The organism is Streptomyces wuyuanensis (genome assembly GCF_900103455.1).
Taxonomy (GTDB): Bacteria; Actinomycetota; Actinomycetes; order Streptomycetales; family Streptomycetaceae; genus Streptomyces; species Streptomyces wuyuanensis.
This window is the reverse complement of record NZ_FNHI01000020.1, coordinates 92507-105850: the sequence shown is the minus strand read 5'-3', so window position 1 is coordinate 105850 and position 13344 is coordinate 92507. Positions and strand designations below refer to the sequence as shown.

12 protein-coding genes and 1 pseudogene are annotated in these 13344 nt (G+C 72.7%); 7 read left to right on the top strand and 6 right to left on the bottom strand.

All coding sequences use genetic code 11. From position 1 onward, the window contains the following. Positions 1–292 precede the first annotated feature (292 nt). Positions 293–898, top strand: coding sequence for a GTP-binding protein (locus BLT82_RS26330; protein WP_093659124.1), 606 nt, complete (start codon positions 293–295; stop codon positions 896–898). Between the two features lie 45 nt (positions 899–943). Here the strand turns inward: BLT82_RS26330 and BLT82_RS26325 are convergent, their stop codons facing one another. Continuing rightward, positions 944–1372 (bottom strand): PPOX class F420-dependent oxidoreductase, encoded by a 429-nt coding sequence (locus tag BLT82_RS26325; RefSeq protein WP_093659122.1) that lies wholly within the window; start codon positions 1370–1372, stop codon positions 944–946. A 150-nt stretch (positions 1373–1522) separates the two neighbouring features. Between BLT82_RS26325 and BLT82_RS26320 the strand changes: the two genes are divergently transcribed. Further along, the gene (locus BLT82_RS26320) at positions 1523–1936 is read left to right on the top strand and encodes a roadblock/LC7 domain-containing protein (protein WP_093659232.1); all 414 of its coding nucleotides are present in this window, start codon (positions 1523–1525) and stop codon (positions 1934–1936) included. 241 nt (positions 1937–2177) lie between these two features. Then, positions 2178–3569, top strand: a complete 1392-nt coding sequence (locus BLT82_RS26315; protein ID WP_093659120.1) for a DUF6397 family protein — start codon at positions 2178–2180, stop codon at positions 3567–3569. Between the two features lie 51 nt (positions 3570–3620). Here BLT82_RS26315 and BLT82_RS26310 read toward each other — a convergent pair whose 3' ends face one another. After that, positions 3621–4709 carry a phosphatidylinositol-specific phospholipase C domain-containing protein gene (locus BLT82_RS26310; protein WP_093659118.1) on the bottom strand — a complete coding sequence of 363 codons (1089 nt, stop codon included), beginning with the start codon at positions 4707–4709 and terminating at the stop codon, positions 3621–3623. 407 nt (positions 4710–5116) lie between these two features. Between BLT82_RS26310 and BLT82_RS26305 the strand changes: the two genes are divergently transcribed. Further along, positions 5117–6673, top strand: a complete 1557-nt coding sequence (locus tag BLT82_RS26305) for an ATP-dependent DNA ligase (protein WP_093659116.1) — start codon at positions 5117–5119, stop codon at positions 6671–6673. 484 nt (positions 6674–7157) lie between these two features. On the opposite strand, the gene BLT82_RS26300 is transcribed toward BLT82_RS26305, so the two are convergent. Continuing rightward, positions 7158–7760, bottom strand: a complete 603-nt coding sequence (locus BLT82_RS26300) for a TetR/AcrR family transcriptional regulator (RefSeq protein ID WP_093659114.1) — start codon at positions 7758–7760, stop codon at positions 7158–7160. Between the two features lie 101 nt (positions 7761–7861). Between BLT82_RS26300 and BLT82_RS26295 the strand changes: the two genes are divergently transcribed. Both BLT82_RS26295 and BLT82_RS38180 read left to right on the top strand, forming a co-directional pair. Further along, positions 7862–8287: a nuclear transport factor 2 family protein gene (locus BLT82_RS26295; protein ID WP_093659112.1), complete on the top strand. Its 426-nt coding sequence runs from the start codon at positions 7862–7864 to the stop codon at positions 8285–8287. A gap of 800 nt (positions 8288–9087) precedes the next feature. Beyond that, positions 9088–9732, top strand: a pseudogene (locus tag BLT82_RS38180) (LmeA family phospholipid-binding protein); the annotation flags it as partial. Positions 9733–10422: 690 nt separating this feature from the next. Here the strand turns inward: BLT82_RS38180 and BLT82_RS38175 are convergent. Further along, the gene (locus tag BLT82_RS38175) at positions 10423–11271 is read right to left on the bottom strand and encodes an SDR family NAD(P)-dependent oxidoreductase (protein WP_093659110.1); all 849 of its coding nucleotides are present in this window, start codon (positions 11269–11271) and stop codon (positions 10423–10425) included. A gap of 28 nt (positions 11272–11299) precedes the next feature. Then, positions 11300–11734, bottom strand: coding sequence for a MarR family transcriptional regulator (locus BLT82_RS26275; protein WP_093659230.1), 435 nt, complete (start codon positions 11732–11734; stop codon positions 11300–11302). 139 nt (positions 11735–11873) lie between these two features. Here BLT82_RS26275 and BLT82_RS26270 point away from each other — a divergent pair, with 139 nt between their 5' ends. Then, a complete protein-coding gene (locus BLT82_RS26270) occupies positions 11874–12281 on the top strand; it encodes a hypothetical protein (protein ID WP_093659228.1) in 408 nt (135 codons plus the stop codon). Between the two features lie 139 nt (positions 12282–12420). Here the strand turns inward: BLT82_RS26270 and BLT82_RS26265 are convergent, their stop codons facing one another. Continuing rightward, positions 12421–13326: a Gfo/Idh/MocA family protein gene (locus tag BLT82_RS26265; RefSeq protein WP_093659108.1), complete on the bottom strand. Its 906-nt coding sequence runs from the start codon at positions 13324–13326 to the stop codon at positions 12421–12423. Positions 13327–13344 lie beyond the last annotated feature (18 nt).

Below are 13344 nucleotides of genomic sequence, written 5' to 3'. Positions count from 1 at the left end.
CGGGACAGCCGTCGTAATAGCGTCCGTGTATCCAGCCTCCCTCCGTCGAACTGTCGCGGCCACACGAAATTCGAAGGGATCCGGACAGCTTTTCAGCCTGGAACAGTCACATGGCGCAAAAAGCGATCCAGGCGCCCCGCCTGTGGCTCCGGTTGCCATACTGCTCACGTTCACAGAACAGATGTGCTGGCGCCGGCCCTCCCGGCCGGCCTTCCCCGAGGCGGCCGGGACGGCCGTGACCTGGGGCTACTCCTGCCACTTGTCGGCGCACACCCACTGGGAGAAGTGATCGATGGCCCCCGAGCTCTCTGGCGGCATCGGCGGAGACACCGCCGCTCTCGCGCTGAAAATACTGGTCGCCGGCGGGTTCGGCGTCGGCAAGACGACCCTCGTCGGAGCGGTCAGCGAAATCCGGCCGCTGCGCACGGAGGAACAGCTCAGCGAGGCGGGCGAGAGCGTCGACGACACGGGGGGAGTCGACCAGAAGACGACGACCACCGTCGCCATGGACTTCGGGCGCATCACGATCCGCTCCGGGCTGTCCCTCTATCTGTTCGGGACGCCCGGACAGGACCGCTTCTGGTTCCTGTGGGACGAGCTTTCGCAGGGGGCACTCGGAGCGGTGGTCCTCGCCGACACCAGGCGTCTGGAGGACAGTTTTCCCGCCGTCGACTACTTCGAGCACCGGCGCATCCCGTTCGTCGTCGCCGTCAACTGCTTCCCGGGGGCGAGGACCTACGGGGCGCACGAGGTCTCCCGTGCGCTGGACCTGGACCGGGGCACCCCGGTCGTGCTCTGCGACGCGCGCGACCGCGATTCGGGGAAGGAGGTGCTGATCCGGCTGGTCGAGTACGCCGGGCGGATGCACACCGCCCGGCTGCTCGACTCGGTGGGGTGAGGAGTCGAAGGAGGCGGCCGCTGCCGGCGGCCGGGTGAGAGGCCGTCAGCCGGCCACGTCCGCCATGGCCTGGACCTTCTCGGCGCGCACCCGTACCAGCAGCTCACCGGGCACTCCGTTGCGCGCACCGAACTCCTCGGCGCGGTCCTCACCCATGTAGCGTGCGGCGATCCGGGTGGCCCACTGCCGCAACTGCTCCGGCTCCTCGCTCAGCTCCGCGCGGCCCTGGACGACCACGAACGAGAACGGGGGACGGTCGTCCTCGACGCAGAGGGCGACCCTGCCGTCGCGGGCCAGGTTCCGCCCCTTCACCGTCTCCTTCCCCGTGTTGAAGACCACGTCGTCGCCGTCGAGGAGGAACCAGACGGGGGCGATGTGCGGGCTGCCGTCCGCCCGGACCGTCGACAGTTTCGCGGTGCGCGTGCCCTGGCCCAGGAACGCCCGCCATTCGTCATGAGACATCTTTCTCGCCATGGGACACATCCTCGGACGCGACCCGTGGTGAGGGAAAGTCAACTCTCCGCTGCCGTGCGCCCGTGATGACTCCTTGCCGGGACGCGGACAGTGCGCAAGGCTTACCCGCGACACGGGGGAACACGAACACATGAACGGGGAGGAATGTACATGGCAGCGGACAAGGGGCTCGACTGGCTCCTGGACGACCTGACCAAGAGGGTCTCGTACATACGGCACGCACTCGTGCTGTCCAACGACGGCCTGGTGACCGGGGCGAGCACGGGACTCGCCCGGGAGGACGCGGAGCACCTCGCCGCCGTCTCGTCCGGACTGCACAGTCTGGCCCGGGGCTCGGGCAGGCACTTCAAGGCGGGCAGGGCGCGGCAGACCATGGTGGAGTTCGACGACGCGATGCTCTTCGTCACCGCCGCGGGCGACGGCAGCTGTCTGTGCGTGCTCAGTGCGGCGGAGGCCGATGTCGGCCAGGTCGCCTACGAGATGACGCTGCTGGTGAACCGGGTGGGGGAGCATCTGGCGGTGGCCGCGCGGCAGCCTGGCGCGGTGACGGTGTCCGACTTCTGAGACCGTCCGCCGCTCGTCCCTGCCCCCGGGACACGGCCCGGGCGCTCGCCGGGCTCGCGGGTTCAGGGGCCGCGTGCTCCGGGCCTGCTTGTTCCGGGGCGCACTGCGGGACGGCCTTGCGGGACCATGACCGCATGTCGTCGGCCCTCGGTCGGGAGTTGTCCACAGGGCAGAGCGGGAAGTCGTCGCTCGGGGTTACGGTCGTCACAGAGAGTATTCGATCTGTACGGGGGAGACCGCGATGAGCGACGACACGACCACGGGCATGCTCAGGGGCCGGCGGACGGCCGACCGCGCCACGGCGCCCGGCCCGGACCACGGCGCCCGCATCGGCGCGGGTGACGTTGCCTGCGCCGGCCCGGAGCCCGGTTCCGCGAGCACCGTGCCCTGGCGCCGAGCGGCGGCGGCGCTGGAGCTGAAGCGGGGGGAGTTCGAGCTCGCGGTGCAGCTCGGTCACGTCCGCACGACCCCGGCGGGCAGGACGTCCGGGCGGAGGAGCGTGACCGAGGCGGAGATCGCGAGGCTTCGGAGGGCCGACGGCTTCCCCCGGCTCCTGCGTGATCGCGTCCACACGGTCGGCACGGCGGAGGCGGCCGGGCTCATGTCGACCACCTCCGCCCGCTTCACCAAACTCGCCCGTACCGGGCACCTCACTCCCATCCGGTTCCGTCTGAACCGCTACCGGGCGGTGGTGTGGCTCTATCTGGCCTCCGAACTGCGGGAGTTCGCCGAGAGGAATCCCGATCTGCTGGCGGGAAAGCTCCCGCCGGGACTTCGCGCCAGAGTCGACGAGGGGGACGACTGGCGAGCCCGCAACTGGCGCGGGCGCCGCCTCGGCGTCCTGCTCCGGCTGGCGGACGACCCCTGGTGCCGCGCCGCCGCCATCGCGTCGCTCCTCGATACCGTCCTACTGGCGGAGATCGTGGGCGACCCCCATGAGCGGGCATGCCTGGAGCGGCTGCGCCCGGAACCGCCCTACGGCCGCACGGCGTCACCGATCGTGCGCGCGATCTCGGACCGCCTCCTGCTGGCGGAGGATGCCGACGAGGTCCGCTGGCATCGGATCAGTCTGGCGCTGTCGCTGGACGAGGCCCGTGCCTCGGGTCCGCCACCCCGTCCGGCCACCGACCGGCGAAGGCTCCCGGATCCCGACCGGCGGAAGCTCCCGGGCGCCCGCCGCTCCGCCCCCGGCCGTGCGGTCCCCCGGGCCGCCGATGTCGGCCCGGGCCCCGGAGCGGCTTCCGGTGAGCCCGGCCCAGGGACGGCCGGCGGTGCGCTGCCCAGGCCCCGCTCCCTGCCGGACGCCGGCACGCTGCCCCACGGAGGTTCCGTGCCCGAGCCCCGAATCGGGCCCGAGGCCGGTGCTTCACGACCGTCTCCCTCCGGGACCGAGTCCGGGATACGGATCCGGCTCGGCGCCGGAGCGGAGGCGGGAGCGAGGACCGGACGGGTGACTGCTCCGGCAAACGAAGCCCGTCCTGGGTGGCGGATCGGGCCCCGGCCCGACGCGAGCCTCCCGGCCGCCTGCCGTGGGGACGGGGAGGCCCGGCACCGAGCGCCGTCCGGGCCCGGGTCAAGGGCAGCCGGCCCGGTGGCGCCGGCGTGCAGGGCCTCCCCGTCGCGCACCGGCTGACGCGGGCGCCACGAACCGCTGCGACGCGTTCGGAACCCCCGGCGTTCGGGTCTACCGCCGGGCGCGGGCTGCCGTGCCGTCGGCGGTGCCACGGGCGACCACGGTCGACAGGACCGAGGGCAGCGTGTACCAGTCCGACGAGACCACGCTCGCGTGCCGCCCGGCGAGCAGAGCCAGGCGGTCGCGCGCCTGCGCCTCCGTCGGGCGCGTGCTGTCGATCGCGGGCGGCACGCCGTGGGCGCTCGTCATGAGGACGAGGTAGTGGTTCCGGTCGTACCAGGCGGTGTCGATCGAGCCGCCCGCATAGAGGGACGCGTCCCCGTCGAAGACGACGAACCACGGGCGGAGGGAGGCGTCCGCGTAGCGGCCGCGCGGATCGCCGCTCTGCGCACCGAGTACGGCGGGAAAGGCCGAAGCGTCCGGCAGCCTGCCGGCAGAGGCGAGACTCCGCAGATGGGTGGCGTACTCACGGTCCGTCCACAGTGTGTCGAACGGGTTCTCCTGCTCGACCGTGCCGGGGATGAGTTCGACGATGAACTTCCCCGCCAGTTCGGAGCGGGAGGGCCAGCCGCGCGCCCGGACGGCGGCGTCGAGGTCGGGGTGACCCGCCGCCAGTTCGGCGGGCCGGTACAGCGCGTCGCCGAGCCGCGCGGTGAGAAGTGCGTCCAGCGCGGCGGGGCCCCGGCCGTACTTGTTCTGGAAGCCGTCTTTCATCTCCACCTTGAGGAGGATGGGCCGGTGTCCGGGGTTCGCGTCGTGCCAGGCACGGATGTCGGAGAGGCAGCCGCCGAGATCCCGGTTGCGGGACTTGCTGCGCAGCTCGGCAGCGGTCGAGGCGTTCACACAGTTGTTGTCGTTGCCCACCGGATTGTCGTGGGCCACCCGGAAGGACTTGCCGAACACATTCGTCCACACGTCGATTTCGAGCATTCCCGCACCTGAGTCCAGGGCGTCCGCGAAGTAGGGGTACTTCGACTTCTCGTACGCGTTGTGGACGCCGACCGAGGTCGTCGACGAGTACGCCGGTGCCGCCGACTCGGAGCCTGTTGCCGCCGCTGCGGGCGCCTGTGCCGGTACGAGCGCGACACCCAGTGCGGCCGCGGCGACTGACGCCGCTGCCGTACGCGAGAGCTTCCTCATGGTCCCCTGCCTGTGTCGGGAGTGGAGCAAATCCTCGGCAGATTAGGGGAGTTGAGCAAAGGATGGGAGGTGTTCAGACGGCCAAGAGGAGATCTTCCGGAAACTCCGGCGGATGCCGTGGCGGTGAGGGCGCGTCCGGTACGGCGGCGGAAGTCCCGTACCCCCACCCCCCCAAGCCCCGGTGCGTCGGCTCCCTGTCGCCGCATCGCCGGACTGCCCGCCCGACGCACCGGCCTGCCCGCCCGAGGTGCCGGGCCTGCCGACCCGGCCCGCTGCCCGCGCTGCCCGCCCCGTATAGCGGCCCCGCCGACACCGGCCCGCCCGAAGCACCGAGCCGGCCGCTCTTCTCCGGACCCGCCCGAGCGCACCGGCGTGCAGAGCGGGGCTTCTGCGGGCACGATGGCCGCATGCTGCTGGCCCGCCTCGCCGACGTGTCCCGGCAGATCGCTGCCGAGCCGTCCCGCACCCGGAAGGTCGAAGCCCTGGCCTCCTTGTTCCGTGACGCCCGGCCGCAGGAGGCCGCGCTCGTCATCTCGTATCTGGCCGGACGGCTTCCTCAGGGACGGCTCGGCGTCGGCTGGAGCCTCCTCGGCCAACGGCCCGAGCCCGCCGGGGCACCCGTACTGACCGTGGAGGAGACGGACGCGGCGTTCACGGCGCTCGCCCGGGTCGCGGGCCCGGGCGCCCAGGCGGAGCGCAGAAGGCTCGTCGGCGCGCTCATGGCCGCCGCGACCGGGGCCGAGCAGGAGTTCCTGGTGCGGCTGCTGACCGGCGAAGTGCGCCAGGGCGCGCTCGACGCCGTGGCGCTCGAGGGCGTGGCCAAGGCGGCGGGTGCTCCGGCCGGGGAGGTCCGGCGGGCGGTGATGCTCGACGGTTCCCTTCCCCGCGTGGCCGAGGCGGTTCTGGCGGAAGGGCCGGCGGCGCTCTCGTCCTTCCGGCTGCAGGTGGGCCGGCCCGTACAGCCGATGCTGGCCCACACCTCGGCGTCGGTGGCGGACGCGGTCCGGGCCGTGGGCGCCTGCTCCGTGGAGGAGAAGCTGGACGGCGTCCGCATCCAGGTCCATCGCTCGGCCGAGGACGTCCGTATCCACACGCGGTCCCTCGACGACATCACCGCCCGGCTTCCCGACGTGGTCGAGACGGTGCGGGGGCTGCCGGGGGACCGCTTCATCCTCGACGGCGAGGTGATCGCGCTCGATCCGGCGGGCCGGCCCCTCCCCTTCCAGGACATCGCCTCCCGGGTGGGTTCCAGGACGGACGTGGCGGCCGCCACCGCCGCGGTCCCGCTGTCACCCGTCTTCTTCGACATCCTCGCGATCGAGGGCAGGGACGTGCTCGAACTGCCGGGCCGCGAGCGGCACTCCGAGCTGGCCGCGCTGGTTCCCGAGCCCATGCGGGTCCGGAGGTTCGTCGTCGAGGACCCCGCCTCCACCGCCCAGCGCGAAGCAGCGGAGGACTTCCTCGCCGCCACGCTCGACCGCGGCCACGAGGGTGTGATGGTCAAGGGTCTGGACGCGCCCTACGTCGCCGGGCGCCGCGGCCGCTCCTGGCTCAAGGTGAAGCCCGTCCACACCCTCGACCTGGTGGTACTGGCCGCGGAGTGGGGGCACGGCCGCCGTACGGGACTGCTGTCCAACCTCCATCTGGGAGCGCGGGCCGCCGACGGGGGGTTCGTCATGCTCGGCAAGACCTTCAAGGGCCTCACGGACGAGATGCTCCGCTGGCAGACGGAACGGCTGCGGGAGCTGGCGGTCGACGACAACGGCTTCCAGGTGCGGGTGCGTCCCGAACTCGTCGTCGAGATCGCCTACGACGGTCTGCAGCGCTCCACGCGCTATCCCGCCGGTGTCGCGTTGCGGTTCGCACGTGTCCTGCGGCACCGTCCCGACAAGCCGGCGGCGGAGGCCGACACGATCGACGACGTCCTGGCCGCCACGCCCGTGGTGGCTCCGCCGGGGGAATGAGGCCCGGGGAGGGGCCGCCGGCCGGCAACGACGGGCCGACGGGAGTAGCGGGGAGCGGTACGAATCGGGGAAGTGCGACGCGGCGGGGAGGAGAGATGGCCCCGGCCGGTCGGGGGAGGCCGGCCGGGGCCGTTCACGGGGTGGGCGCACCGGCACCGGTGGTGCGGTCTGCGACCCACGTCTAGATGAACGATAAACCATCTTCGAGCGTTCCTCGAACGCGCCCCCGTCGCCGCAGCGCGCTCGCCGGCGCGATGGGCGCCGGCCCGTGCCGGAGCCGCTGCCGCACACTTCTGGCCTCGTGGTTTCGGCGTCGGGCCCGCCCCGGTGAACGCGTGCGCCGAGGGGGCGGGATCCGGCGGCACGAGTGAGCTGCCGGACCGCGGCCCGCGGTGGCTGCGACTCTCGATGCGGTGTCCGGTCGGACCCGACCGCCCTGGGCCGACTTCCCGCACTGCGAGCCCCCCGGCTCACGCGCCCGCGATCACCGTGGCGGCCCGGCCTGGGCGACCGCCCGGCCGTCCTCGTCGATCGCGGCGGCCAGCAGCAGCCTCGCGGCCTCGCGGGCCGCGTGCGCGGGCAGTGGGGAGCCGGTGAGGGCCGCCGTCGTGATGGCCCCCTCGGCGAGCAGCGCCAGGGGAGTCGCGAGCCCGCCGGGCGCACCCGCGTCGTCGACGAGCCCGGCGAGGTACCGGCGGAACGCCTCCTTGTGCCGTCGTGCCGCCTCCGCCACCTCCGGAGCCGTCGCGCCGAGTTCCCCGAACGCGTTGACGAAGGCACAGCCGCGGAAGTCCGGTTCCGTGAACCAGTCGCGCAGCCAGTCGAAGACCACGAGAACGCGCTCGGCCGGTGGGGCGTCCGACTTCTCGACACAGGAGGCGAGACTCTTCCGCCAGCGTTCGTCACGCCGCAGCAGATACGCCTCCACCAGTGCGCCTTTCGACGGGAAGACCTGGTAGAGGCGCCGCAGGGTCACACCGGAAGCGGACCGCACGGCGTCCATGCCCACGGTCTGGATGCCCTGCCCGTAGAACAGCTCCTCCGCGGCGTCGAGGATCCGCTCCCGGGTCGCCTCGGTCTCCGTCATCCCGCCACTCCCTTGCGTGAGAACCATCGTTCTCGTAGCGTACCGGCCGAGTGAGAACGAGCGTTCTCGCTCCGTTCGCCGCCCGGAAGGAGACCGTAGCCATGTCCGACTCGCCGCGCCCGCCCCTGCCTCCCTTCACCGAGGAGACCGCCCGCCGGAAGGTCCAGCTCGCCGAGGACGCCTGGAACTCACGGGATCCGGAGAAGGTCTCCCTCGCGTACACGGAAGACTCCGAGTGGCGAAACCGTGACGTGTTCCTCAACGGTCGGAAGGAGATCGTCGACTTCCTCGCCGACAAGTGGCGCAAGGAGCTGGGATACCGGCTGCGCAAGGAGCTCTGGGCATACCAGGGCAACCGCATCGCCGTGCGTTTCGAGTACGAGTACCACGACGCGGACGGCCAGTGGTTCCGCGCCTACGGGAACGAGAACTGGGAGTTCGACGAGCACGGCCTGATGCGCAAGCGCTACGCCAGCATCAACGACCTTGCCATCGCGGCCGGCGAGCGGCGGATCGCCGGGGACTGACCGCCGGCACCTCGGGCGGAGCGGCTCGCCGGCCTCGCGGGCTGACGCCCGGGCGGCTCGGGGCAGTCGCGTCGCCGGACCGGAAGCGACCCCGCGGTCTCAGTGGAACCGGACGGCCAGGCGCACGTGCTCCGCGCCGTGGAGCCCGGCCGGCGTCCGCATCACGTCCCAGACCGGCGCCCAGTGGGTCCCCGGCCCCGCGACCGTCCGCCGCGTGAGGGTGCCGGAGCCGTCCGTCCCGTCCCAGTCGGCCGCGGTCGACTCGGGCCGGCTGATCCAGGTGGAGGTGGTTCCGAACGCGTACTCCGGCCGCCGGATTCGCCGAAGCTCTTCCTCGCTCCGTCCGAGGCGTACGCGGGCAGACCGCGGCCCTCGGCCAGGGGCCGGAAGCCGAAGCGGTTGCGGACGCCGGACGGGCAGGCCAGGGCGTCCTGGGCGTTGCCGAGGTTGAGGCGCCAGAGCCCGATCGAGGCGTGCCTCCGAAGGCCCTCGTCGTCATCCGCCCAGTTCCGCGCCCAGGTTCTGCATTCGATCATTCCATCGAAGTCGGTCGACATGTCCGCATTCTGCCGAGAGGGGGCGAGATCTGTCGTCCCGGTTCCCCGGGACCGCTTCCTGCGTCGTAAGCCGGCCAACGGCCCAGGTCCACACGCCACTTCCGCCGTCGTGCGCGTTTCGCGCCGGTCGTTCCGGCGGGTTGCCGCCGGGGTGCATCGCGGGTCGCCGGTCGCCGTCGATGTGGCGCGGTCCACGGCGGCCGGACTTGCGTTCGAGGGTGGTGATCGTGATGGGATGAGTCGATGCGACCCCCCACACGCATGACCGCGCATACCCGCAATCCGTACGAGGAGCTCGCTCAACTGGCCGACCCGGAACCGGAGTTCGACGACCACGGCGTTTCCGCGCCCCGTACGCCCGCGCTCGGCGTACCGTCGGACGAGGAACCCGACGAATGGACGCCGCCCAACCACCGGGGCAGAAGCCGGTTCGGAGCCCTGCCGCTCGCGCTCAAGCTCACCGTCGGCATCGTCGTGAGCGTCACCCTCCTCGGCGCCGGAGACCGGCTCGCGCTGGCCTACGCCGAGGACAAGGCCGAGGAGAAGATCCGCGATTCGCTCCGCCTCGGCGCCCGCCCGGACGTCGACATCGCCGGCTTCCCCTTCCTGACGCAGGTGCTCAAAGGGCGGATCGACCGCGCCGACGTCACCCTTCCCGACGTGGCCGCCGACAAGGTCTCGCTGGCCGAAGTGCACGCCAGCGCCCGCGACATCCGGATCGTCGGCGATCTGCCCAGCTCCCTGCAGGGCGCCGTCGTCGACCGCATTGAGGGCGACGTACTCCTCTCCTTCGACGACCTGAACCGCGAACTGGGCGCCTCCCGGGTGAAGTTCACCAGCGCGGGGCCCGGCGGTGTGCACATAGCCGGCTCGCTGCCCATGGCCGGCCGGGAGATCACCGTGCGGGCGGAGGCGCGCATCGAACGGGACGGGCAGCGGGCCGTGTCGACCACCGTCCAGGGCATGCGGCTCGACGTCCCCGGCCTGTTCACCTACCGGCCGGGCGAGGACCCCGAGAGCTCGGGCCTGCGCCTGCACCGCGAGGCGGCGACGCGCATCAGCCGTGAGGCCGCCCGGATCAAGGCCCTGCTGGCCCTGCCGGCCGTGGTGAAGCGGCTCGGGCTGCCCGAGTCGCAGATCGAACGCGCGCTGCGCAGCGAGAAGGAACTGAGCAGGCTGACCGGGACGCCGCGCTTCCTCCAGCGGCTGATGAAGGTCAATCTCGTCGATGTCGTCGTCGACAACCCGTGGCTCCTGGAGAAGGTCGGCATCGATCCCGCTCTGATCGGTGCCCTGCTGAAACTGCGGCCGCCGCAGCTCTCCGACCGGCTGTCGCTCTCCTTCGAACTGCCGAAGACCACGGCGGGCGACATCCGCCTCGAGGACATCGTCGTGGAGCGCGACGGCATCCGCGCCGATCTGACGGGGACCGGCCTGACCTTCGGCAAGCCCTCCCCCGATCGCCCTGCCGCCGGCCGCCCTGCCGTCGGCGAGCCCCACACGGGCCGGCCCTCGGCCGCCCGCCCCGGCGAGGGCGACCGCGAGGCCGCGGCCCCGTCGGTCGCCGCCGGCCGTCCCTCAGCCGTCCAGACCGGACCGGGGCTGGATGCGGTAACGGAACGCGACGACGCCGGGATCGACGGCCGTCACCCCTCCGTCAACGGTCAGCGTGGCGCCGTTGACGAACGAAGCGGCGGGTGACAGAAGCCAGGCGACCGCCTCGGCGACCTCGGCCGGATCGCCGGGGCGGCCTGCGGGGACGAGCCGGGTGGCCTCCTCGTACGCCTCCTCGGTGCCGTCCGCGGAGCCCGCGCCCGGCAGTCCGGCCTCCTCGGCGAACCGTGCCATGCGACGGTCGGCCATGTCGGTCCGCACCCAGCTCGGGCAGACGGTGTTGGCCCGCACCCCCTGCGGCCCGTAGTCGACGGCGACGGAACGGCACAGCTGCAGCAGTGCGGCCTTGGACGTCGCGTAGGCCGCGTTCGCCTGGCCGTTGCGCAGTGCGGACACCGAGGCGACGGCCACGACAGACCCCCGCGAACGGAGCAGATGGGGGAGGGCCGCGCGGAGCAGCAGGAACGGCCCGGTCACGTTCGTGCGCATGACCGCTTCCCAGTCCTCGTCCGACAGGTCGCCGACGCCACCGCTGCGGGCGATGCCCGCGTTGAGCACCAGCCCGTCCAGGCGGCCGTAGGCGCTGACCGCCGCCTCCACCAGGCCCTCCACCGCGTCGCGGTCGGCCGTGTCGGCGGCGTGCGCCAGCGCCCCGGTCTCCCGCGCGATGTCCTCCAGTGGGCCGGGGCGCCGCCCGGAGACGACGACATCGTGGCCGGCCGCCCGCAGTCTGCGCGCGGTGGCGGCTCCGATGCCCGTGCCCCCGCCGGTGACGAGGTGGACGCCGCGGTCCGCAACTCCATGATCGGTCATGGCCGTTGACTCTACGGCGCTGCGACGTCTACGTCGCGGCACCGCCTCGGCGTACCTCGTCCAGAGAGTCGCGCATGATGTCGGCCGCCCGGGTGAACCAGTCCGAGAGTACGGCGATCTCCTCGGGCCCGTACTCGGCGAACAGTGCGGCCAGCCGCCGGTGGTTGGGCCCGTAGACCTCGAAGACGCGCGCGGCGGCGGCCTCGTCGGCGACCACGCGAACCCTTCTGCGGTCGGCCGGATCGCTCTGGCGGTGGGCGTAGCCTGCCCGTTCGAGCCGGGTGACGACGCCCGTGATCGCGCCGGTGGTGAGGTTCGCCCGCTGAGCGAGATCGCCGGCCGTGAGGGGATCTCCCGCGGCCTCCAGGATGAAGCCCAGGCAGGTCAGATCGGTGACGTTGAGGCCGAGCCGTTGGGCGACGTCGTGCTGGGCCACGATGCCCAGCGCGATCAGGCGATCCATCTGTGAGTGCACCTGTTCCGGGGTGGCACCGGGTAGCGACTTGCCGTTCACCGAAAATTACCTTAGCTTCTAAGTAGATTAGCTCGTGAGATAAAACGTCTCGCGTTCCAACCCTACTGCCTGCCTTCCTGGGGTGAAGATGAGTGCACACGGTCATGTCGATCTGGGCCACACCGTCGCGGGGTGGACCGGTACGGCGATCGCGCTGACCGGACTCGGTGTCCTGGGCGTCGCCGTCCCCGCGGTCTCGGTCACCCTGGCGGTCGTCGGCGGCGGGATCCTCGCGCTCGCCGGGCTGACCACGTGGGGGCTGCACCTCGCCGGCTGGGGGAAGCCCAGCGGCCCCCGCCCGGAAGAGGAATGGTCCTGGAGAGTGCGCGACCACGCCGCGCGGCAGGGGCACCCGGACTGTCTGGGCTGCCGGCTCGCAGGGCGCCGTCCCGCCGCCGTGCCCTCCGGGATCGCCGTCGGCCACGGGCCCGCCGGCACCTCCCCGCTGTCGCCCGTTCGGGCCGAGCCCGTCGCGAACCCGGCCACTCCGGCCTGACCGCGCCCGCCCAAGGTCGTCGGAGGCGCCGGGTACGCCCCACGCACCGACGCGCCGCCGGGGGACGTGCTGCGACCGCGCCGGGCCGTCCACGGTGAGCTGCGGATTCCGTTGGAGCGGTGCCGCCCCGCCGCGGGCGCTACCCCGCCGCCATCGCGATCAGTTCCTGCAGCCTGAGGCCGCGCCCCGCGTCGATGCCGTTGCCCCGGCCCGTGCGCACCGCCTGGGCGAACTCGCGGCGGAGCACGGGCCAGCACTCCTCGTGGTCCAGCTCCGCCGTGTCGTAGACGAGTTCCTCGCCCGGCCCGAACAGCTCGACACGGGTGCGGGCACGGCTCAGGTGCACCGCCCCCGACAGCGAGGCCTGGCTGATCGCTCCGTTGGCGTGCTCGCAGGTCAGCTCGATCCAGCGGCGGGAGTCGCCCGAGCTGCGGATCGTCGCGATCGGCCCGACCGCCGCGTCGAGCAGATCGATGAGGTGCGGGCCGAGGTCGAGGAGGGCACCCTGCTCGAGGCGCCAGGGCGTGGCGAAGTCCCCGCCGAGGAAGGCGCCGTGGAGATAGCAGGAGCGGGCGCCCACCACCGTGGCGTCCTGTGCGCGGCGCAGGAACTCCCGGGTCACCGGGTGGTAGCGCTTCGACAGTACGAGCTGGGTCATGACTCCGTGCTCGGCCACCGCCTCGGCCACCCGGCGCGCGGACGCCAGGTCCGCGCCGAGCGGTTTCTCCAGGAGCATCGGCCTGCCGGCCTTGGCCGCGTGCACGGCCAGCTCCGCCTGCACCGCGGGCGGCACGGCGAAGGCGACGGCGTCGCACAGGTCGAGCAGTTCCTCGAAGGACGCCGCCGCCCGGGCGCCGTACTGCTGTGCCACCTCCTCGGCCGCCTCGGGCCGACGTGCCCAGACGGCGGCCAGTTCCGTCTCCGGGCCGGCGGCGAGCATACGGGCGTGCATGGCGCGTGCCCAGGGGCCCGCGCCCACGAGCCCGACGCGGACCGGCCGTAGGGCGGGACCGGGGAGGGCCGAGGGGGACTGAGGTTGTGTCACGGGTGCTCCATGGCAGTG

Bases quoted from the DNA above. Each gene is read 5' to 3' on its own strand.
- BLT82_RS26330 (WP_093659124.1), top strand. From the start codon at position 293: ATGGCCCCCGAGCTCTCTGGCGGCATCGGCGGAGACACCGCCGCTCTC.
- BLT82_RS26325 (WP_093659122.1), bottom strand. From the start codon at position 1,372: ATGGCGAGAAAGATGTCTCATGACGAATGGCGGGCGTTCCTGGGCCAG.
- BLT82_RS26320 (WP_093659232.1), top strand. From the start codon at position 1,523: ATGGCAGCGGACAAGGGGCTCGACTGGCTCCTGGACGACCTGACCAAG.
- BLT82_RS26315 (WP_093659120.1), top strand. From the start codon at position 2,178: ATGAGCGACGACACGACCACGGGCATGCTCAGGGGCCGGCGGACGGCC.
- BLT82_RS26310 (WP_093659118.1), bottom strand. From the start codon at position 4,709: ATGAGGAAGCTCTCGCGTACGGCAGCGGCGTCAGTCGCCGCGGCCGCA.
- BLT82_RS26305 (WP_093659116.1), top strand. From the start codon at position 5,117: ATGCTGCTGGCCCGCCTCGCCGACGTGTCCCGGCAGATCGCTGCCGAG.
- BLT82_RS26300 (WP_093659114.1), bottom strand. From the start codon at position 7,760: ATGACGGAGACCGAGGCGACCCGGGAGCGGATCCTCGACGCCGCGGAG.
- BLT82_RS26295 (WP_093659112.1), top strand. From the start codon at position 7,862: ATGTCCGACTCGCCGCGCCCGCCCCTGCCTCCCTTCACCGAGGAGACC.
- BLT82_RS38175 (WP_093659110.1), bottom strand. From the start codon at position 11,271: ATGACCGATCATGGAGTTGCGGACCGCGGCGTCCACCTCGTCACCGGC.
- BLT82_RS26275 (WP_093659230.1), bottom strand. From the start codon at position 11,734: ATGGATCGCCTGATCGCGCTGGGCATCGTGGCCCAGCACGACGTCGCC.
- BLT82_RS26270 (WP_093659228.1), top strand. From the start codon at position 11,874: ATGAGTGCACACGGTCATGTCGATCTGGGCCACACCGTCGCGGGGTGG.